The 18,310-nt window shown below is 64.4% G+C and carries 21 protein-coding genes; 8 read left to right on the top strand and 13 right to left on the bottom strand.

Going from position 1 to position 18,310, the window contains the following annotated elements:
* Positions 1–5 precede the first annotated feature (5 nt).
* The 5 genes from pip to cysS form a co-directional block, all read right to left on the bottom strand.
* Positions 6–968, bottom strand: a complete 963-nt coding sequence (gene pip, locus M9955_18350; GenBank protein ID MCO5083605.1) for a prolyl aminopeptidase — start codon at positions 966–968, stop codon at positions 6–8.
* A complete protein-coding gene (locus M9955_18345; GenBank protein ID MCO5083604.1) occupies positions 965–1,441 on the bottom strand; it encodes a GFA family protein in 477 nt (158 codons plus the stop codon). Before M9955_18345 ends, pip begins: the two co-directional genes overlap by 4 nt.
* A gap of 2 nt (positions 1,442–1,443) precedes the next feature.
* On the bottom strand, positions 1,444–1,929 hold the full coding sequence (locus M9955_18340; protein ID MCO5083603.1) for a GFA family protein: 486 nt from the start codon (positions 1,927–1,929) through the stop codon (positions 1,444–1,446).
* On the bottom strand, positions 1,926–2,318 hold the full coding sequence (locus M9955_18335; GenBank protein ID MCO5083602.1) for a VOC family protein: 393 nt from the start codon (positions 2,316–2,318) through the stop codon (positions 1,926–1,928). The genes M9955_18340 and M9955_18335 overlap by 4 nt, the downstream gene beginning before the upstream one ends.
* A gap of 121 nt (positions 2,319–2,439) precedes the next feature.
* On the bottom strand, positions 2,440–3,885 hold the full coding sequence (gene cysS / locus M9955_18330) for a cysteine--tRNA ligase (GenBank protein MCO5083601.1): 1,446 nt from the start codon (positions 3,883–3,885) through the stop codon (positions 2,440–2,442).
* A 407-nt stretch (positions 3,886–4,292) separates the two neighbouring features.
* Between cysS and M9955_18325 the strand changes: the two genes are divergently transcribed.
* Positions 4,293–4,439 carry a transcriptional regulator gene (locus M9955_18325; GenBank protein ID MCO5083600.1) on the top strand — a complete coding sequence of 49 codons (147 nt, stop codon included), beginning with the start codon at positions 4,293–4,295 and terminating at the stop codon, positions 4,437–4,439.
* A gap of 36 nt (positions 4,440–4,475) precedes the next feature.
* Here the strand turns inward: M9955_18325 and M9955_18320 are convergent, their stop codons facing one another.
* Entirely contained in the window at positions 4,476–5,237 is a 762-nt protein-coding gene (locus tag M9955_18320; GenBank protein ID MCO5083599.1) for an SOS response-associated peptidase, read from the bottom strand.
* Positions 5,238–5,364: 127 nt separating this feature from the next.
* On the opposite strand from M9955_18320, the gene M9955_18315 reads away from it, so the two are divergent.
* From M9955_18315 to M9955_18300, 4 genes are all read left to right on the top strand, one after another.
* On the top strand, positions 5,365–5,790 hold the full coding sequence (locus M9955_18315) for an NUDIX domain-containing protein (GenBank protein MCO5083598.1): 426 nt from the start codon (positions 5,365–5,367) through the stop codon (positions 5,788–5,790).
* 24 nt (positions 5,791–5,814) lie between these two features.
* Entirely contained in the window at positions 5,815–6,183 is a 369-nt protein-coding gene (locus M9955_18310; GenBank protein MCO5083597.1) for a TIGR02301 family protein, read from the top strand.
* Positions 6,184–6,312: 129 nt separating this feature from the next.
* Complete coding sequence (locus M9955_18305; GenBank protein MCO5083596.1) at positions 6,313–6,576, top strand: hypothetical protein; 264 nt, start codon at positions 6,313–6,315, stop codon at positions 6,574–6,576.
* Between the two features lie 170 nt (positions 6,577–6,746).
* Complete coding sequence (locus M9955_18300) at positions 6,747–7,463, top strand: hypothetical protein (GenBank protein MCO5083595.1); 717 nt, start codon at positions 6,747–6,749, stop codon at positions 7,461–7,463.
* Positions 7,464–7,473: 10 nt separating this feature from the next.
* Here M9955_18300 and M9955_18295 read toward each other — a convergent pair whose 3' ends face one another.
* Positions 7,474–8,805 carry a dihydroorotase gene (locus tag M9955_18295; protein MCO5083594.1) on the bottom strand — a complete coding sequence of 444 codons (1,332 nt, stop codon included), beginning with the start codon at positions 8,803–8,805 and terminating at the stop codon, positions 7,474–7,476.
* 65 nt (positions 8,806–8,870) lie between these two features.
* On the opposite strand from M9955_18295, the gene M9955_18290 reads away from it, so the two are divergent.
* The gene (locus M9955_18290) at positions 8,871–9,737 is read left to right on the top strand and encodes a folate-binding protein YgfZ (GenBank protein MCO5083593.1); all 867 of its coding nucleotides are present in this window, start codon (positions 8,871–8,873) and stop codon (positions 9,735–9,737) included.
* A complete protein-coding gene (locus tag M9955_18285) occupies positions 9,737–10,351 on the top strand; it encodes an HD family hydrolase (protein ID MCO5083592.1) in 615 nt (204 codons plus the stop codon). The genes M9955_18290 and M9955_18285 overlap by 1 nt, the downstream gene beginning before the upstream one ends.
* A gap of 4 nt (positions 10,352–10,355) precedes the next feature.
* On the opposite strand, the gene M9955_18280 is transcribed toward M9955_18285, so the two are convergent.
* Positions 10,356–11,135 (bottom strand): anti-sigma factor, encoded by a 780-nt coding sequence (locus tag M9955_18280; protein ID MCO5083591.1) that lies wholly within the window; start codon positions 11,133–11,135, stop codon positions 10,356–10,358.
* On the bottom strand, positions 11,132–11,650 hold the full coding sequence (locus M9955_18275; protein ID MCO5083590.1) for a sigma-70 family RNA polymerase sigma factor: 519 nt from the start codon (positions 11,648–11,650) through the stop codon (positions 11,132–11,134). The genes M9955_18280 and M9955_18275 overlap by 4 nt, the downstream gene beginning before the upstream one ends.
* A 167-nt stretch (positions 11,651–11,817) precedes the next feature.
* On the opposite strand from M9955_18275, the gene M9955_18270 reads away from it, so the two are divergent.
* Positions 11,818–13,056, top strand: a complete 1,239-nt coding sequence (locus M9955_18270; protein MCO5083589.1) for an MFS transporter — start codon at positions 11,818–11,820, stop codon at positions 13,054–13,056.
* Here the strand turns inward: M9955_18270 and M9955_18265 are convergent.
* From M9955_18265 to M9955_18250, 4 genes are all read right to left on the bottom strand, one after another.
* Positions 13,040–15,841, bottom strand: coding sequence for a DUF2339 domain-containing protein (locus M9955_18265; GenBank protein MCO5083588.1), 2,802 nt, complete (start codon positions 15,839–15,841; stop codon positions 13,040–13,042). The two genes, M9955_18270 and M9955_18265, sit on opposite strands and share 17 nt — an antisense overlap.
* Before the next feature lie 83 nt (positions 15,842–15,924).
* Positions 15,925–16,446: a PaaI family thioesterase gene (locus tag M9955_18260; GenBank protein ID MCO5083587.1), complete on the bottom strand. Its 522-nt coding sequence runs from the start codon at positions 16,444–16,446 to the stop codon at positions 15,925–15,927.
* Positions 16,443–17,204 carry a DNA repair protein RecO gene (gene recO / locus M9955_18255; GenBank protein MCO5083586.1) on the bottom strand — a complete coding sequence of 254 codons (762 nt, stop codon included), beginning with the start codon at positions 17,202–17,204 and terminating at the stop codon, positions 16,443–16,445. The genes M9955_18260 and recO overlap by 4 nt, the downstream gene beginning before the upstream one ends.
* A gap of 67 nt (positions 17,205–17,271) precedes the next feature.
* Positions 17,272–18,273 carry a Gfo/Idh/MocA family oxidoreductase gene (locus tag M9955_18250; GenBank protein MCO5083585.1) on the bottom strand — a complete coding sequence of 334 codons (1,002 nt, stop codon included), beginning with the start codon at positions 18,271–18,273 and terminating at the stop codon, positions 17,272–17,274.
* Positions 18,274–18,310 lie beyond the last annotated feature (37 nt).

The following is an 18,310-nucleotide window of genomic DNA, read 5'->3' as shown; positions in this document are numbered from 1 at the left end:
CGATATTATGCTGGTTTTCCGGCAAACTTGTCCGTCGAACGAATAAGGCAGTCGAGAATGCCGGGCTCCGAATAGGCGTGTCCCGCTCCCTCGATCAGGTGAAATTCCGCGTCCGGCCACGCCTTGTGCAGCAGCCACGCATATCTGGCCGGACAGGGCATGTCGTAGCGGCCGTGCACGATGACCCCGGGAATGCCCCTGAGCTTGTGAGCGTCACGCAGGAGCTGCCCCTCCTCCAGCCAGCCGGCATGGACGAAATAGTGGTTCTCGATACGGGCGAAGGCGACGGCGTAGTCCTCGTCGGCGAAAGGATCGCTCGTCGCTGGCTCCGGCAGAAGCGTGATCGTCTCGCCCTCCCAGATGCTCCAGGCCTTGGCCGCCTCGAGCTGCGCCCGACGATCAGGGCCGACCAGACGCTTCCGGTAGGCAGCCATCATGTCTCCACGCTCGGATTCGGGGATCGGGGCCAGAAAACGCTCCCATTTGTCCGGAAACATCTCCGACACGCCGAACTGATAGTACCATTCGAGCTCCGCCCTGGTCAGCGTGTAGATGCCGCGCACGACGAGTTCGCTGACGCGCTCGGGATGCTTTTCGGCATAGGCAAGCGCCAGCGTCGATCCCCATGAGCCGCCGAACACCAGCCATCTATCGACCTCCGCCATCTCCCTGAGCCGCTCGATGTCAGCCACGAGATGCCACGTCGTGTTGGCTTCCAGCGAGGCATTGGGTGTGGATTTGCCGCACCCGCGCTGATCGAAAAGGGTCACATCGTAAAGCTCCGGATCGAACAGCCGGCGATGCCTTGGCGAGATCGTACCGCCCGGTCCGCCATGCAGGAAGACTGCCGGCTTGGCGCCTTTCGTGCCGCAGCGCTCCCAATAGATGGAATGGCCATCACCGACATCGAGCATACCGCTGTCGAAGGGCTCGATCTCAGGATACAGCGTGCGCAGCGCTGAACTCATAGCTTCATTCCGTGCGTCGGCCAGCCTTCGGTCTCATGGTCCGGATGCTGGAAGGAAATGATCTTCTCCTGCTGCGTGTAATAGCTCGGGTCCTCATGGATCGGCTGTTCGAAGATCGTCTCCACCCATGGCAAGCGGTATTTGTGGTTGAGCTGGATCGTCGGGGCGAGATCGTCGCGCTCATCGAAAGCGCCGATAGCGATGTCGATACCCTCTGGATTGCGGTAGAACAGCGGCGTCCCGCAGCGCGCGCAGAAACCGCGCTCGATATTCACCGAAGACTGGAACCAGCTTGGCGTCTCGCGGGTCCACTCGACGCCGCCAGGAGCGTTGACAAAGGCGCCGAAGAACGAGCCGAACTGCTTCTGGCACATGCGGCAATGGCAGAGCGAGCGCCGGCCGAGCTCGCCGCGGATGCGAAAGCGCACCGCGCCGCATTGGCAACCGCCGGCGCGCGCCATTTCCTCGCTCATGTTTAGTCCTCCTGAGGCCAGGTTTCGGTATCGTGGTCGGGATGCTGATAGGAAACCAGCCGCGCGAGGAAGCTCGCCGCCTCCTGATCCGCCATGGTTTCCTCTCCCGGCAGCTTCGGGATGCCGTCCACATAGGGCAGCTTCGCCTCGGTGCCCCACTGGATCGTCGGCGGGATTTCCTCGGGGTGATCGAAGGCAGCGATCGCCAGCGCCGTGCCGTCCGGCGCCTCGTAGGTGAGCGGCGTGCCGCAATTGCCGCAGAAACCACGATAGGCGACGTTGGATGACTGGAATTTCTTCGGCTGTCCGCGCGTCCATGTCAGCGTCGCCTGCCGAACGGAAACCAGAGGCAGGTAAAAATTGCCGCTTGCCTTCTGGCACATGCGGCAGTGGCAGACGGAGGCGTCACCGAGCTTGCCCTCGACGCGAAAACGCACCGCGCCGCACTGACATCCGCCGGAGTAGTGCGGACGATTGTCGAGGCTCATGCGGCGCCCTCCGGCTTGTGGCAGACGGCCTCGACGTTGTTGCCGTCCGGATCGAAGACGAAAGCGCCGTAATAGTCCGGGTGGTAGTGCGGACGCAGGCCCGGCTTGCCGTTGTCCCTGCCGCCCGCCGCTATTGCCGCAGCGTAGAAGGCATCGACTTCGGCCCGGGAATTCGCGGTGAAGGCGTAGTGCCGGCCGGGGCCGCCGTCCTTGCCCTCATGCAGCCAGAACACCGGGCGTTCCCGGCCATAGCCGCCCGCCTTGACGCCGCCGGTGTATTGTTCGGGCACCATATAGAGCAGGCTGGCGCCCAGAGGCGCGAACGCCGCGTCGTAAAAAGCCTTCGATTTCGCCCAATCGGAAACCGATATGCCGGTATGGTCGATCATGGATGAGAGTCCTCCGCGTGCGTCGCGGCAAGCATAGCATCGAACGGGATTTGCGGCGCCCCGACGATATGCGGACAAAGGCCGCCGGCAAGGAAGCACTGTTCCGCAAACATCACTGCCCTCACCTCTTTATCTCCCAGCTCGTGACACGCTCGCCGGTCGCCGGGTCCTTGCCGTCCTTCAACTGGATGCCCTCGGCCAGAAGCTCGTAGCGGATGCGGTCTGCTTCGGGCCAGTTCTTCTCTCGGATAAGCCGCAGCCGATCGGCGATCTTTCGCGCGATGCCGGTCTCGTCGGCCACCGCCGAAGCGACATCGAAACCGAGGAACGCCAGGCTCGATTTCAGCTCACGCGCCGCTTCGGGCGAATTCGTCGCCTCCGCGGCGAGGTCGTTGAGCACCTGAAACGCGGCATAGGCGCCGAGGTCGTCGCAAAGCGCCGCGATCACCGCCTCAGATACCTCGCCGGCGGGACCGGACGCGAGATCGGCTGCGCGTTTCCACTTGCGCAGCGTGTTCTCCGCCTCTTCCAGCTTGCGCACCGAAAAATCGATCGGTTCGCGATAATGCGTCATCAGCATCGCCAGCCGCAGCACCTCGCCCGGCCATTTGCGGCCGCCGAATTTTTCGGTTTCCAGCAATTCGTTGATGGTGACGAAATTGCCTTCCGACTTCGACATCTTGCGGCCTTCGACCTGCAGGAAGCCGTTGTGCATCCAATAGTTCGCCATCACCGGCGTGCCATGCGCGCAACGCGACTGGGCGATCTCGTTCTCGTGGTGAGGGAAGATCAGGTCCAGTCCGCCGCCATGGATATCGAAGACCTCGCCCAGATAGGCGGCGGACATGGCGGAGCATTCGATGTGCCAGCCGGGGCGGCCACGGATCGCGGCGGTCTCGCCACTGGCAAGCCGGAAGCTGGCGTCCCAGCCAGGTTCTTCGGCGGACGATTCCTTCCAGAGCACGAAATCGCCCGGGTTCTTCTTGTGTGCGTCCACCTCGATGCGCGCGCCGGCCTGCTGCTCGTCCAGCCGCCGCCTCGACAACTGGCCGTAGTCGGCCATGGACGCCGTGTCGAACAGGACTTCTCCAGCCGCGACATAGGCATGGCCGCGATCGATCAGGCTTTGAATCAACGTCACCATGTCGGCCTTGCCGTCGGCGCGCGGCAGCACGAATTCCGTCGCGCGCGGCTGGTAGGTCGGCGGCAGGCAACCCAGCGCCGCGACGTCCTTCTGGTATTGGTTGTTGGTGGTCTCCGTGACGCGCCGGATGGCGTCATTCAGCGGCAGTTCGGGGAAGTCCCGCAACGCGCGCGCGTTGATCTTGTCGTCCACGTCGGTGATGTTGCGGACATAGGTGACATGGCTCCCGCCGTACAGATGGCGGAGCAGCCTGAACAAAACGTCGAAGACGATCGCCGGACGCGCATTGCCGATATGAGCGAAGTCGTAGACCGTGGGGCCGCAGACATACATGCGCACATTGGCCGGATCGATGGGGCGAAACACCTCCTTCGATCGCGTCAGCGTGTTGTAAAGGCGCAATTCCCGTGGCGTCTCAGACATCGCAATCCCGGTCGCGTTCCGCGTTCCCGCAGCAAAGCATAGCGGCAATACCGTCAGGCCGGCTGGCCCGCTGCGTTTTGTTCTATCTGTCGAGAGAAGGCGAAAACGACCGGACCAGCGCTGGCGCTAGCCAATAATGCAAATCCCGCAAATGCAGAGCGGCGTCTTCATGGGCGGCGTTATCGCCGGGCGTGTTGTCGTCGTCAAGACGCAAGTGTTGCCGCCAGGACGCAATCGCCGGATTTCCCGGAGAACGGCTGGTGGAATCGGCATTGGTAAGATTTGATTAAACATGCAGGAACAAGAACAAGGGAACGACGCCGGCAAAACACATACGATGTCACGATTTTGTCGGAATCGGACACCATTTGCCGTTGCACGTACCCAACTGACGCCAGGGAAGAAAAATGTCACCGACCAAAATCGAAGCAGATCGTCTGCGCAAGCAAATGGCTTCGATCACCAAGCACTATCGCGCTATTGGCCCTGCCGCCGTGGCAGCGGCGCTGATGCACGTCAAGAAGAGCCCGATCCGCAAGCCGAAAGTGGCCTGACCTCGGCACGGATCATCTCCCGTCGACGGACGATCTTTAGAAGAGATTCATCTGGTCGTCGTCCCTGGGAGGTTTTTCGGCTTTCGGCGCCGGATTGCGGTTTGGAATCTCCACTCGCTCCTGCAGGTCCGGTCCCTTGTTGGCGACTTTGTTGACCCTGTCTGACACCGGTATGGCCTCGAAGAAGTCCGGTGCGGCCGGACGCATGAGATCCGCGACGTCGCGCGGCTCATAGTTGCGGCAGTCCAGCCAGCGCGCAAAATCCTTCGGTTCGATCACCACGGGGGCGCGGTCATGGATGGACGCGATCTCGCCGCTCGATGCGGTCGTCAGGATCGCGCCGGTATCGATCTCCGAGCCTCCCGGGTCGGCATAGGTTTCCATTAGCCCCGCGAAGGCGACGAAAGCGCCCTTGCGCGGACGCACCCAGTAAGGCTGGGCCTTTCCACCGTCCTCCCTCTTCCATTCATAAAAGCCCGAAGCCGGCACCAGTGTCCGCCTGTGCCGCATGGCGGCCCGGAACGTGGCCTTCTCGATGGCCGTCTCGGAACGCGCATTGATGAGCAGCGGCAACTGCCTCGGGTCCTTCGCCCAGGCGGGGATGAAGCCCCAACGCACGAGCATCACGCGATTTTCCGGCAGATTCGATCCCGGCGGTCTCGGATGATCGCGGATCACCATCATGATCGGCTCGGTCGGCGGAATATTATAGCGCGGCGGGAACGGCTCGACATCCGCAACGCCGAACAGGGTTTCGATGTCCGTGGGCGTGAGGCTCAGCGCAAATCGTCCGCACATGTTTCCGTCTCCCTGCGCCGGCTGCGCTTTCCGGCTTGCGGCAACGCAGCGCCTCCCTATGGTGGTGTCTCGAACATCGCTTCGCAATGGGCAGTTGGCGGCTTTGGAAAAAGAGACGAGCAGCGGGATGCGGGAGATTCCGGCCGTATCGGTGGCCGTGGCGCATCACGGGAAGGCACTCCTGGTGCGGCGCGGCCGCGCGCCGGCCAAGGGCCTTTACGCATTTCCCGGCGGGAAGGTTGAGCCGGGTGAGACTCTCGAGGATGCAGCGCGCCGGGAACTGAAGGAAGAAACCGGGCTGGAAGTCGCGCGCGTCGAGCCCATCGTGTCGATTTCCATACCGGCCGAAGGCGGCCATTCGCCACATGCTTTCCGGCTGACCGTCTTTCGCGGCTTCGATCCCTCGGGCGAGCTCGCCGTCGGCGACGACGCGGAATCGGCGGGCTTTTTTACCGTCGAGGAAGCGCGCGGCATGCCGCTGACCGGCAGTGTTTTCGAGATCGTGGAGCGCTTGTTGACGCCAGGGGCGCAGACCGCGCCGCCTTGCGGCTGACAAATTCTTTTTCCACAAGGGCTTATGGCAAGGGCTTCGATCATTCTGGCAATGCTGGCCGCGCTCGGCATGACGCAGCCTTCGGCGGCGGTCGAGGCACCCTACGAGCAGAACCTGCTTCGTCTCGCCGAAGTGCTCGGCTCCCTTCACTACCTGCGCAACCTGTGCGGGGAATCCGGCGATGCCTGGCGCAAGGAAATGGAGCGGCTGCTCGAAACCGAGAATCCGGACGCGCAGCGTCGCGCGCGTTTCGTGGCTAGCTTCAATCGCGGCTACCGCTCGTTCGAAGCGGTTTATGCCACATGCACGGCTTCGGCCGTGGAATCCATCCGCCGTTACATGAAGGAGGGCGAGGCCCTGACACGGGACGTTGCCGCGAGATATGGCAATTAAGACACTGTTTACTTTTTCAGCAATGTCGAGGATGTGTCCGACGCCGGTTGTGCTACAAGTATTAACGGGACATTAAAGGGATTGCTCAAATTGCGCCGATCCGGCGCCGGGCATGAAAGGGTGAATGAGTTGAGTGCCGAGCCGAGCGCCAGCGAACTGGACGCACTCGTCCGCGAGGAAAAGCGTCTGACTGCAGTCGAAAGCCACAGCGAAGCCTGGGCAGACAGCATTTCGGCGGGAATCGAGCCCGAAATAGTGGCCGAGGCGGCGCTTGCCACCGCCTTCTCGGAATTCCTGCGCAGCAATGGCGAGGCCGCTGCACTGTTGCTTCTGGACCGCATGCGCGAAAAAGTCATCGCCGGAGACTTCGAACCGCAGCGGTTGCGGCATTAGGGCGACTTCATACCTTCACCAATCGTGTATGCTCCGATCCGATCGAAGGTCACGAGGTCGGAGAGCGATCCATGACGCCGGCAAGCATGAACGCGGAGAGACGTTGCAGAAGATTTCGGGCGGGGCTGGCCTTGTGGGCTGGCGCAGCGCTTCTCTTCGCCACGTCGCTCATGGGTGCAACCGCCCCGGTACTGGCCCTGAGCGAGATCCAGCGCGAGGAGTTGCCTCCTCCGGCCACGGGCACGCCGCCGGGACAGGCCGCGCCCGAGCAGACGGTGCCGACGCCCGATCCCGTGCAACCGCCCGGCAGTTCCGAAACGGAGAAGCCGGATACGGAAGAGCCCGCCGAAACCAGCCCGCCCGACGATCAGCAGCCGCCACAGGAACCCGACGGGACCGAGGCGGAACCGGACGAGCCGCTGCCGGAGATCCAGTACGATCTCACAAAGCTGCCCGAACCGGTGCAAAACCTGCGCGATCGGATTCTCGAAGCGGCGAAGAGCGGCGACCTCGAAAGGCTGCGTCCGTTGCTCGGTTCAGGCGACGAGCAGACTCAGCTGGCGCTCGGCGGCATCAGTGGCGATCCGATCGCCTACCTCAAGGAGCTTGCCGGCGACGAAGAGGGGCAGGAAATCCTCGCCATTCTGGAGGAAGTGCTTTCGGCGGGCTATGTCCATATGGATGCCGGCACGCCGAACGACCTCTATATCTGGCCGTATTTCTTCGCCGTGCCGCTGGACAAGCTGACGGCGCCGCAGCGCGTGGAACTGTTCAAGATCATCACCGCCGGCGACTACGACGACATGAAGGCCTATGGCGCCTATATCTTCTACCGCATCGGCATCACGCCCGACGGCAAGTGGTCGTTCTTCATCGCCGGCGATTGATCGGCGCGGCTCAGCCGGGCAAGGCTTCGGAAAAGAGAACCGGCTGCCCCTGCCCCGGCGTCACGATCTCGCCTTCCCACATGACGCGCCTGCCGCGCACGACGGTGCCCACCGGCCAGCCGGTGACCGTGCGATCATGATAGGGGGTCCAGCCGGCGCGTGAGCCGGCCTGCTCGTTTGCGATCGTCTCCTGACGCTTCAGGTCCACAATGGTAAAGTCGGCCTCGTAGCCGGCAGCGATGCGGCCCTTGAGCGCCATGCCAAAAATGCGCTGCGGGCCGTGGCTGGAAAGGTCAACGAAGCGCTCGATGGTGAGACGACCGGCGTTGACGTGGTCGAGCATGATCGGCACCAGCGTCTGCACGCCGGTCATGCCGGAGGGCGAAGCGGGATAGGGTTTTGCCTTCTCCTCCAGCGTATGCGGCGCGTGGTCGGAGCCGAGAACGTCCACGACGCCATTCCGGATACCGTGCCAGACGCCGTCGCGATGGCGTGCGTCACGCACCGGCGGGTTCATCTGGATAAGGTTGCCGAGCGTGGCATAATGCTTGGCGCTTAGCGTCAGATGGTGCGGCGTCGCCTCACAGGTAGCGACGTCCTTCTGATCCTCGAGGAAGGCGATCTCCTCGGCGGTCGAGATATGCAGCACATGAATGCGGGCGCGGGCACGGCGGGCAATGGCGACAAGCCGTTGCGTGCATTGCAAGGCCGCAATCTCGTCGCGCCACACGGGATGCGACGACGGATCGCCGTCGATGCGCTCGCCCAGACGCTCGCGCAGGCGAAACTCGTCCTCCGAGTGGAAAGCTGCGCGTCGACGCGTGTTCCTCAGGATCGAGGCAACCCCCTCGTCATCCTCGACCAGCAGGTCGCCGGTGGACGATCCCATGAACACCTTGATGCCCGCCGCACCCGGCAGGCGCTCCAGTTCCCCGACGTCCCTGGCATTCTCGCGCGTTCCACCGACCCAGAAGGCAAAATCGCAGTGCATGCGGTTCGTGGCCCGGCGCACCTTGTCGGCAAGCGCTTCCTCGCTCGTCGTCAACGGCTTGGTGTTCGGCATCTCGAAGACCGCGGTGACGCCGCCGAGCACGGCGGCGCGCGAACCTGTCTCCAGATCCTCCTTGTGCTCCAGTCCCGGCTCGCGAAAATGCACCTGACTGTCGACCACTCCCGGCAGCACATGCAGGCCTCGGCAGTCGATCGTCTCGGCGGCGCTGGCTTGCCCGAGGTCTCCGATTGCCGCGATCCGCCCGCCGCGCACGCCAAGGTCGCGCACGCCCTTGCCGTCGTGATTGACGACGGTGCCGTCTTTCAGGATCAGATCATAGGTCGCGGCCATGCCCTTGCTCCGGAAGTTGACGCGGCTTACGTAATGGCCGGCCCCAATGCAAGCGAGATGCCGCCATGCCCATCGTCCGGCTCACGGACCGCGCCCTTGTCACCGTTGCCGGCCCCGACGCCGAGCATCTGTTGCAGAACGTGATCACCACGGATCTCGATGCCCTGAAAGCCGGAGAGATGAAGCCCGGCGCCCTGCTCACGCCGCAGGGCAAGATCCTGTTCGACTTTCTGGTCTCCCGCGCGGGCGAAGACGGGCTCCGCCTCGACGTCCGCGCTGACATCGCGGCGGATTTCGCCAAACGACTGACGCTCTACAAGCTGCGTGCGAAAGCGGAGATCATCAAGCAGGATCAGGTGGATGTCGCCGTCGCATGGGAGAATGATTCCACTTCTTCAGAAAATGATTCAAGCGCGCACTGGTTTGTCGACACGCGTTTCCGCGACGTGCCGGTGCGGCGAAGCTATGATGGACAAGCCGGCGCGACGTCCGGGATTGAGGCATGGACCGCTTTACGCATCGCGCATGGCGTCACCGAAAGCGGCTCCGACTACGCGCTCTCGGACGCCTTCCCACATGACGTGCTGCTCGACCAGAATGACGGCGTCGGCTTCGGAAAGGGTTGTTATGTCGGCCAGGAGGTCGTGTCGCGCATGAAGCATCGCGGCACTGCCCGCCGCCGTGCGCTGATCGCGAAGAGCGGTTCCACCTTGCCGGCTTCCGGCACGCCCGTCACAGCCGGTGGAAGGGAGATCGGAACGCTTGGCAGCGTCGTCGGTGGCGATGCGCTCGCGATCGTACGCATCGACCGGGTAAAGGAAGCGATCGATGCCGGCACGCCGGTTCTCGCCGGGGACGTGCCCATCACGCTGGCGATCCCCGCCTGGGCCGATTTCACCTTCCCCGAAGCGGCCCCGGCGGACGGCGCCTGATGCCGGATCGCCCCACCGCTCCGCCGCGCGCGTGGCAGCGCATGCTGTCCGGCCGCCGCCTCGACCTGCTCGACCCCTCCCCGCTCGACGTCGAGATTTCCGACATCGCGCACGGTCTTGCCCGCGTCGCCCGCTGGAACGGCCAGACCGTCGGTGACCACGCCTTTTCCGTGGCCCAGCATTCGCTGCTGGTGGAACAGATCTTCTCGCGGCGGCGGCCGGACGCCTTGCCCGAAGAACGCCTTGTCGCGCTGCTGCACGATGCCCCGGAATATGTCATCGGCGACATGATCTCACCCTTCAAGGCCGTGGTCGGCGGCGGCTACAAGCTGGTCGAGGAGAGGCTGCATCGCGCGATCCACCTGCGCTTTTCCCTCGCCGCGGCCGAGAGCGAAAAGCTCAGAAAGGAAATCAAGCGCGCGGACCAGATCGCTGCCTATTTCGAGGCGACGCTGCTCGCCGGCTTCGCCATCGGAGAGGCCACGAAATTCTTTGGTCGCCCGGCCGGCATCGTGCTCGGACCGACGGATCTCGCGCCGCTGCCGGTAAGACGCATGGAAATCGCCTTTCTGCGGCGCTTCGAGCAGATCGAAAAGGATCGGAAGCGCGGCTGACGCCTCAACGCGATTCTGCTGCGAGATACTGGCGGTAGGTGCTGTCGGCGATGGAGGCCAGCGTCTTCTCCGGCGTAACGCCCGCCACGGCGCATCCATAGTCGTCATCCATCCAGTAGAAGGCGCGCGTCGAACCCTCGACGACGGATTTGAAACCTGTCTGCGAGCGCTCCGGCTCCTTCGTGACGTAGAGCGAAACGCGTTCGCCGTCGGCGTTCTGGTACATGAATTGCGCCGCCGCCTTGCCGGCGTCGGGCAGCAGCCGACCACCGATGAGGTCATAGCCCTGCGCGGAGAGGTCCGGCGCGACCAGCTGGACACCGACCCGTTTCGACAGCCAGCCGAGCAGGTGGTCGCGCTGATCCGCCTTCACCTCGACTACATGCAGTTTTTCGGCTGCATACATGTCGTGGGCCTGTATCGCGCTGTTGACGAATGCGCGGTCGTGTTGAGCGGTCGGCCTCTGCCAGAGACCGACGCCGTAACCGCCAAGCGCACCGGCCACGAAGATGACTGCCGCCGCAGCCGCCTGCAGCCATCGCCCTGCGCGGCCGGAGGGCCGACCCTCGCTGAGCACATGCTGAAGCCGGTAGGGCACGGGTTCACCCGCTATGCCGCTGAGAGCCTGTCGCAAACGCTCACGATCCTCCGCGAAACGCAGGCTGCGCGCCTTCATCTCGGGATTCGAATGAAGCCAATGGTCGAAGGCGGCGCGCTCCTCGGCCGGCATCTCGCCGTCGAGGGCCAGGTGGATGTCGTTCTCGGTGAAGTCGCGCCGGGTCATTTCTCGACGACCCTTATGTTGCGGCGGCGCGTGGCATCGTCGAGCAGGGCGCGAAGATCGTCACGGCCGCGCGAGATGCGCGACATCAGCGTACCGGCGGGAATGCCGAGGATGGTGGCTGCTTCCGCGTAGGAGAAACCCTCGACGCCCACGATCAGAAGCGCGGCGCGCCGCTCCGGCGCGATCGCCTGGAGCGAATCCATAATGTCCAGCGTCGCCATGGCGTCGAACTGGTCCGCCGGCGCGGAAAGCGCCTCGTTGGAATCGAGCGGCAGCATCGCCTTCTCCCCGCGCCGCGCGATCTTCCTGACCTGATCGATGAAAAGATGGTGCATGATCGTAAAGAGCCAGCGTCGCGGACTTTCGCCAACCCGCCAGTTATCCATGCGGGCCAAAGCCCGTTCCAGCGTGTCCTGCACGAGATCGTCCGCCTTGTCGCGCTCACGCACCAGGCCCTGCGCGTAGCGCCGCAGTCGCGGTATCTCCGCAAGAATCGCCGATTTCCTGTCGTCCATGCCGATCCGCCGCGCGATATGCTTGAAACGCGTCTTGCCGCCAGATTATTCCAGCCGGGCGTCCATGCCTACGCATCAACGAAATTGACGCACCGAGCAGACCAATTCGTTTGTCGGAGGGGCGCCGTTCCGGATAAACCCTGACTGATTGTTCGAAGGGAAATACCATGGCCACTGCCACCGCGACATCCAAGCCGGGTAGCTCCCTGCCGTGGCTCATCATCGCCTGTGGTTGCGCGATCGCCGCGCTGACATTCGGACCCCGCTCGGCGATGGGGTTCTTCCAGCTTCCGATGCTCGCGGAAAAAGGCTGGGATCGCACCACATTCGGTCTGGCGATGGCGATCCAGAATCTCGCCTGGGGTTTCGGCACGCCGCTCTTCGGCGCATTGGCCGACAAATACGGTACGTGGCGGGTGCTTGCGCTCTCCGGCATCATGTATGCCGCCGGGCTGGTCATAATGGCGTGGTCGCCGACACCGGGAATGCTGCATCTCGGCGGCGGTCTGCTGGTCGGCCTCGGCGTCGCGGCGGGGTCCTTCGGCATCGTGCTCGCCGCCTTCGCGCGCAACGTCGCGCCGGAGCGCCGCAGCTTCGTCTTCGGCCTCGGCACGGCGGCGGGCTCCGCCGGCATGTTCCTGTTCGCCCCTCTCGGACAGGGACTCATCTCGGCCTTCGGCTGGCATCAATCGCTGATCATCATGGCTGCGATGATGCTCGTCATGCCCTTCCTCGCGATCCCGCTGCGCGGCAATTCAAGCAGCGGCGTCGTCGGCCAGACCGCCTTCAAGCAGACGGCAGGCGAAGCCTTGCGCGAGGCATTGAGACACCGCAGCTACCTGCTCCTGACCTCCGGCTTCTTCGTCTGCGGATTTCAGGTCGCCTTCATTACGGCGCACTTCCCGGCCTATATCGGCGACCTCGGAATAGACGCCCGCTACGCCGTCATCGCGCTGGCGCTGATCGGCTTCTTCAACATCATCGGCTCGCTGAGCGCCGGCGTCATCGGCCAACGCTATTCGAAGCCTTATTTCCTGAGCCTCATCTATCTGGGCCGCTCGATCCTCGTCACCGTGTTTCTGCTTCTCCCGCAAACGCCGACGACGGTCATCGTCTTCGCCGCCATCATGGGCCTGCTGTGGCTGTCGACCGTGCCGCCGACCAACGGACTCGTCGCCATCATGTTCGGCACGCGGCACCTCGGAATGCTCGGCGGCATCGTCTTCTTCTCGCACCAGATCGGTTCGTTCCTGGGCGTCTGGCTGGGCGGCTATCTCTACGACCATTTCGGATCGTACGATCCGGTGTGGTGGCTGAGCGTCATTCTCGGCCTGTTCGCGGCGATCGTGCACCTGCCGATCGCCGAACGTCCGGTCGACCGACCTGCGCTCACTGCTGCGGAGTAGTATCCGGCTGGAGCTCCGCCACCTTCTGGCGGGTCAGCAAGCGCTGGTAGAACAGGCCGATGCCGATGAGCACCGCGCCGAGCCCGATGAAGGACAACGCCCGCAGCACGCCTTCCAGTTCCGACATGTCGAACAGGAAGACCTTTGCGACAGCCACAGCTATCAGCACGGCGGACGCAACACGGAGCACATAGGACCTCAGCGTCACGCCGACGACCAGGATCGCCACGCCGAGCGCCAGCCACACCGCAGAATAGGTGTAGGTTTCAAGCTGGCTCATGTCGCGCCACAGGCCGATGAACTCGCCCTGGAACCATCGCCGAACGGAAAGCGTCGCATAGGCGAAGGCGAGCACAGCCGCGAGCAGACCTAGCATCGCGGCGTACCAGTAAGGCCGCTTACCCCGCGCATAGAGCGCCAGCCCGCCGGCAGCGAGCGCCGGCAGCAGATAGGCGAGGAGCAGCAGGTTGAAGAGCGGGATACCCCCGGTCGACTCGTCGGTGAACAGTGGATTGAGCAGCAGGAAGTGCTGCAACACCGCCATTGCGACCGAGATCACGCCGAAGGCGATGGAGCCGTAATTCATCACCGCGCTCGGCGAGCGGCGATCGATGGCGATCAGCATCGCGCCCGCGCCGAACGCCATCAGCGTGTAGATCGCCTGCTCGGCGAGCGTGTATTCCAGCGCGTAGATGACGCCGCCATTCATGGCATGGCGAACCAGCATGCCGACCGCGAGCAAGGCGAACAGAACCGCGGCGGCTTCCATAGCGAGACGCGGCCGGCCATCCGTTGTGCGTGCGAGTTGCCAGGCGGCGAAGGCGAAGGCAAGCGCCGGAATGCCGTAGCCGGGCAGCAGCGCATTGAAGACGGGTGTATGCCCGAGCGCCATATCTCCGACGATGGTCGGGTCGAAAGCCACGGGGGCAATCACCACAATCGCCGCGCCGACGGCGAGCCAGCCAAGCGCGGGATAGGAGCGATGGCGCGTCGCCAATGCCGGAATGATAGCTGCGGCGCCGATCAACACTGTGGTGAGGAGCGCCCCGAACGCCATGTGGAAGAAAGCCGCTGCCGCTGCGGCCGAGCCTGCCAGCAGTGCCGAGACCGCCGCGCCGCCCGCCAGCGGCGGCTGTTCGGCGCGCGCCACCCATTCTGCGGACGCTGCAAGGAGCAACGTCACCGCGAGCGCCGTTGCCGCATAGACATAATCGCGGTCGAGATTGCCTAATGTGATCCAGAGGCAGATGGCGACGACGACCGGCGCTGCAGCCGCCCAGCCTGCCCAGAAAGCGGCGCGCTTCCTCTGCCCGGCAACCAGCGCACGGGCCTTATAGACGCCCGCCGCCAGGAACAATGCCGCGAAAAGCCAGCCGAACAGGCTTACCCGCTCGACCGGAGGCACGGAAGGCAGGCCATAGATCGTGAGCGTCTCGCCATAGAGGTCAAACGAGAAGGTGCCCGAAAGCACCGGGCGAAGATAGGTGAGCACGATCGCCGTTCCGGCGCCGAAGAACAGCGGCAGCGCGGCGCTTCGCCAGACGGCCGCCGCGACCATGCCCGCGACGATGATCCCGGCATGGACGATCCCGCCCGGCTGGAGCGACGTGTCGTTGCAGAGCGGCAGCAGACCGAGGCCAAGGAACAGCGCGGCGGCGATGGACGGCCCGTCTGTATCCGGGCGGCCCTTGCCCCGCTCGCCGACGACGTCGCCGAGCCAGATCAGGGTAAGCGTGGCCAGATTGACGACGCTGATGAACAGCACGATCGAGAGGCTGGTCTCGCCGACGCCCGTTCCTTCGAGGTAGAGCAAAGTCCAGATGCCGATGCCGACGAAGGCCGAAATTGCGAGGAAAGCCCACAGGCGGACGCGCGCGACCGCCGTCGCGGCCACGAGCACGATCGCGAGGTAGCCGAACAGGGCCCAGTGATTCGGCGCGTCCGACGCCACGAGGATCGGCGTGACCAGCGAGCCGAGCAGCCCGAGCCCGGCGAGCGCCTGACCGTGGATGAGCGCCATCACGACGGTTGCGACCCCGACCACGCCAAGCAGAATGAACGCCGTCGCCGGTCCGATGAAGCCGTAGATACCGTGCGCCGCATAGATCGCGGCGAACAGCGTGAATGCGCCGGCCGCCGTCAGGATGGCGGGAATAAAGGCGCCGACCTCGCCTTCTATCGGCACCTTGAACCCGGTGCGGCGGATGAATTCACCGCCGGCCAGAAGCAGAAGGCCGAAAATCACGGCCATGATCAGCCGCGCGGCGGGACCGAAGAAGCCTGCCTCGATGGAATAGCGCACCAGAAAGACGCCGCCGAGCGCCAGCGCGAGCCCGCCGACCCAGACCGCCCAGCGGGTGCCGAGCGCGGTTTCCACGTCACGCTTCGGCCGTGGCGGCATGAAGGGGGCGGTCGGCGCACTGCCGGAAGTCCCGGGGATCGGCGCGTCCGGTGCTACCGGCTCGACCGGCGCGGCTCCTGCCGAAGCCGGGGCTTCCGACGGCGGCACGTCAAACAAAGAGGTTTCGGCCGGCTCCAATGGCGGCGTTTGCACGGGGGCGGCCGCCTGATGCGAAACCTGCTCCGGCTGGGCTTCGGACACGGCGGCCGTCTCACTGGCGTGGGAAACGTTCCCCGCCGGCTGCGGACCAGGATGCTGGCTCGACAGCACGAAGGACAACAGCGCCTTGTGCTCGCGCTCCATGCGTGTGAGACGCACGTTGAACCAGATCGCCGCGGCAATAAGCGCCACGATCAAGACCAGTCCGATGAAACTCTCGAACATGGCACCCCTCCGCCTGTAAGATCCTGAGCCCCCGACAATCCTATACAGGAAGATGTCGAGATTCGGATTCTCCGTTTGGCGGTCTAGGACCGCGGCGGAAGGCTGCCGACAGGAAAGATCGAACAGGTTTCAGTGCCGAAGGCGAGTAGTTTGCCGTCCCTGTCCTTGAGGGTCGCCTCCGACACGGCGAGCGTCCGGCCGCGATGCACCACCCTGCCCTCGCAGACCACTTCGCCGGTATTCGGCGTGATGGGCCGCGTGAGATTCACCTTGAACTCGGCCGTGGTATAGGCCTCGCCGACATTGAGCGTGGAGTGCACGGCGCAGCCCAGCGCCGAGTCCATGATCGTAGCCGCCCAGCCGCCATGCACGCCGCCCAGCGGATTGAGATGGTTTGCCCCGGGCATGCCATGGAACACGACGCGCCCCTCGGATGCGCCGGTGAGCGTGAAGCCCAACGTCGCCGCCATCGGTGGGGCCGGATAGCGGCCGTCGATCAGGCGCTGCAGCAATTCCAGCCCGCCATAGAGCGCAAGGTCGCCCAGAGGAATCGTGCCCACGCCCATCGGCGCGATGCGGCCGGGATAGAGTTCAACCGGAGTCATGCGGCGGTGTTTCCGTCGAGTGCATTCTGTCGCGAGAAATGCCTGGCGAGCGCGCCGAGAAAGCCGGCGCGCGCCTCCGGCGGGCTGATGCCGCGCGGTTCGTAAACGCTGCGGTCGAGGAAGAAACCGGTCATCCGGAAAGCCTCCTCGAGCGCCTGCCGGTCGGCGCGCATGCCCGAACCCACGCGCAGAAAGGCTGGAAGCGGCAGCATCCGGTCATGCCACGGCCTGCCGGCGGAGCGGCTGACCGCGCGTCCGGATTTCGGAGACACATAGGCCAGATCCTCCCGTGCGCCCGTCGCCGCGCAGGTCAGGAGATCGAGCCCGAAGCCGAGTTCCTCGAGGATCAGCAGTTCGAAGCGCACGACGAGTTCGGCGGCGGCGACAGGTTCGTCCAGATGGCCGATCATCACCTTCAACGCCTCGTATAGCGCGGCATGAGGATCGCGTTCCGGCAAAAGCCGCAGATGGGCGGCAAGCGTCTGGATCGCATAGATCGCCGAGGCGCTGTCGAAGAGCCGGGCGGCGTTGAGCTCAAGCGGTTCCGCCTGGAAGATGCCAAGATGCTCGTCCAGCCGCGCACGCCAGATAATCTCGACCAGATTGCCGGCCTGCAGCATCGGCTGCTGCTTTCTGGAGCGCCCTCCCCGCACCAGACCGAGGTGCCGGCCATGCGCACGGGTCATCACTTCGAGGATGGCGCTGGACTCGCCATGCTTCCTCGTACCGAGAACGATTCCCTCGTCGCGCCACTCCATGAACAGAGCCTTTCACCGGCGGGGCGGCAAATCAAGCTTAGACGGCGCGGATGCAAGCTCCGCGAGGTCAGGCGTAGAACGCCGGTCTCTCCTCGATATCGATCGTCACGGTCTGCCGGCTGCGATAGGCTTCGAGACAGAGTTCCGCCGTGCGGGTCGAAACATAGCCGTCCCAGGCGGAGGCTCCGACGGCCTTCCACGAGCGAATCGACTGCACCCAGGCCTGCAACTCGCGGCGGTACGCGTCGTCGAAACGGCCCATCCAGTCCGCATAGAGCGAGTTGCCGACAGTACCGGAGGACCACGTCCGCACCGCATGCGTCTGGGCAAGCGACATGGCGCCCTTCTCGCAAACCAGTTCGGCCCGGACATCGTAGCCATATTGCGCATCGACGAAGGCTTCTATGTCCACCAGAACGCCGGAGGCTGTTTCCAGCAGCAGGAACTGGGGCGTGCGCGACGGCGCCGAACGGGTCGCGCGCGTCCCTCGCACGGTCGCGCTGACGAATTCCTCGCCCAGCAGGAAACGCGCGGCGTCGATTTCATGCACGGCCGTGTTCAGGATGATCGCTTCCGAAGTCGTGTAGGACGCAGCCACGGCGTTGCGGTGGATGCAATGGAGGAACAGAGGCAAGCCATGGCGTTCTTCCGTCAGCGCCGCCTTCACCGCTTCATATCCGGGATCGAAACGGCGCATGAAGCCCACCTGCACCAGCCGGCGGCCGGAACGCATCTCCGTTTCAACGATCTCGCGGCATTCCGTCGAATTCGTGCCGAGCGGCTTTTCGCAGAGCACCGGCTTCACCTGACGCAGGCACTCCATGACCAGCGGGTGATGTGTGGGATCAGGCGATGCGACCACCACTGCATCCACGCCCGTATCGCCGATCAGGGCCTTTCCGTCGCTGAAGACACGAGCCGCGCCAACCTTGCCGGCCACGACCTTTGCGCGCGCTTCGTCGGCATCGGCGACGGCAACGACCTCGCATCCGGCGATTTGCGAGGCGAGCATGGATGCGTGTCCCGCGCCCATGACGCCCGTGCCGATCACTCCGATTCTGATGGTCATTTTCGCTCCCCTGAACTCGGCGAGTCACCATAAGCGA

The organism is Rhizobiaceae bacterium (assembly GCA_023953845.1).
Taxonomy (GTDB): domain Bacteria; phylum Pseudomonadota; class Alphaproteobacteria; order Rhizobiales; family Rhizobiaceae; genus Arvimicrobium.
Note: the sequence above shows the minus strand (reverse complement) of the source record. Positions and strands in the feature narration are given on the sequence as shown.

Bases quoted from the DNA above. Each gene is read 5' to 3' on its own strand.
- M9955_18285 (MCO5083592.1), top strand. From the start codon at position 9,737: ATGCCGGATCGCCCCACCGCTCCGCCGCGCGCGTGGCAGCGCATGCTG.
- M9955_18320 (MCO5083599.1), bottom strand. From the start codon at position 5,237: ATGTGCGGACGATTTGCGCTGAGCCTCACGCCCACGGACATCGAAACC.
- M9955_18275 (MCO5083590.1), bottom strand. From the start codon at position 11,650: ATGGACGACAGGAAATCGGCGATTCTTGCGGAGATACCGCGACTGCGG.
- M9955_18295 (MCO5083594.1), bottom strand. From the start codon at position 8,805: ATGGCCGCGACCTATGATCTGATCCTGAAAGACGGCACCGTCGTCAAT.
- recO (MCO5083586.1), bottom strand. From the start codon at position 17,204: ATGGAGTGGCGCGACGAGGGAATCGTTCTCGGTACGAGGAAGCATGGC.
- pip (MCO5083605.1), bottom strand. From the start codon at position 968: ATGAGTTCAGCGCTGCGCACGCTGTATCCTGAGATCGAGCCCTTCGAC.
- M9955_18315 (MCO5083598.1), top strand. From the start codon at position 5,365: ATGCGGGAGATTCCGGCCGTATCGGTGGCCGTGGCGCATCACGGGAAG.
- M9955_18335 (MCO5083602.1), bottom strand. From the start codon at position 2,318: ATGATCGACCATACCGGCATATCGGTTTCCGATTGGGCGAAATCGAAG.
- M9955_18310 (MCO5083597.1), top strand. From the start codon at position 5,815: ATGGCAAGGGCTTCGATCATTCTGGCAATGCTGGCCGCGCTCGGCATG.
- M9955_18250 (MCO5083585.1), bottom strand. From the start codon at position 18,273: ATGACCATCAGAATCGGAGTGATCGGCACGGGCGTCATGGGCGCGGGA.
- M9955_18340 (MCO5083603.1), bottom strand. From the start codon at position 1,929: ATGAGCCTCGACAATCGTCCGCACTACTCCGGCGGATGTCAGTGCGGC.
- cysS (MCO5083601.1), bottom strand. From the start codon at position 3,885: ATGTCTGAGACGCCACGGGAATTGCGCCTTTACAACACGCTGACGCGA.
- M9955_18325 (MCO5083600.1), top strand. From the start codon at position 4,293: ATGTCACCGACCAAAATCGAAGCAGATCGTCTGCGCAAGCAAATGGCT.
- M9955_18280 (MCO5083591.1), bottom strand. From the start codon at position 11,135: ATGACCCGGCGCGACTTCACCGAGAACGACATCCACCTGGCCCTCGAC.
- M9955_18300 (MCO5083595.1), top strand. From the start codon at position 6,747: ATGGGTGCAACCGCCCCGGTACTGGCCCTGAGCGAGATCCAGCGCGAG.
- M9955_18290 (MCO5083593.1), top strand. From the start codon at position 8,871: ATGCCCATCGTCCGGCTCACGGACCGCGCCCTTGTCACCGTTGCCGGC.
- M9955_18260 (MCO5083587.1), bottom strand. From the start codon at position 16,446: ATGACTCCGGTTGAACTCTATCCCGGCCGCATCGCGCCGATGGGCGTG.
- M9955_18265 (MCO5083588.1), bottom strand. From the start codon at position 15,841: ATGTTCGAGAGTTTCATCGGACTGGTCTTGATCGTGGCGCTTATTGCC.
- M9955_18270 (MCO5083589.1), top strand. From the start codon at position 11,818: ATGGCCACTGCCACCGCGACATCCAAGCCGGGTAGCTCCCTGCCGTGG.
- M9955_18345 (MCO5083604.1), bottom strand. From the start codon at position 1,441: ATGAGCGAGGAAATGGCGCGCGCCGGCGGTTGCCAATGCGGCGCGGTG.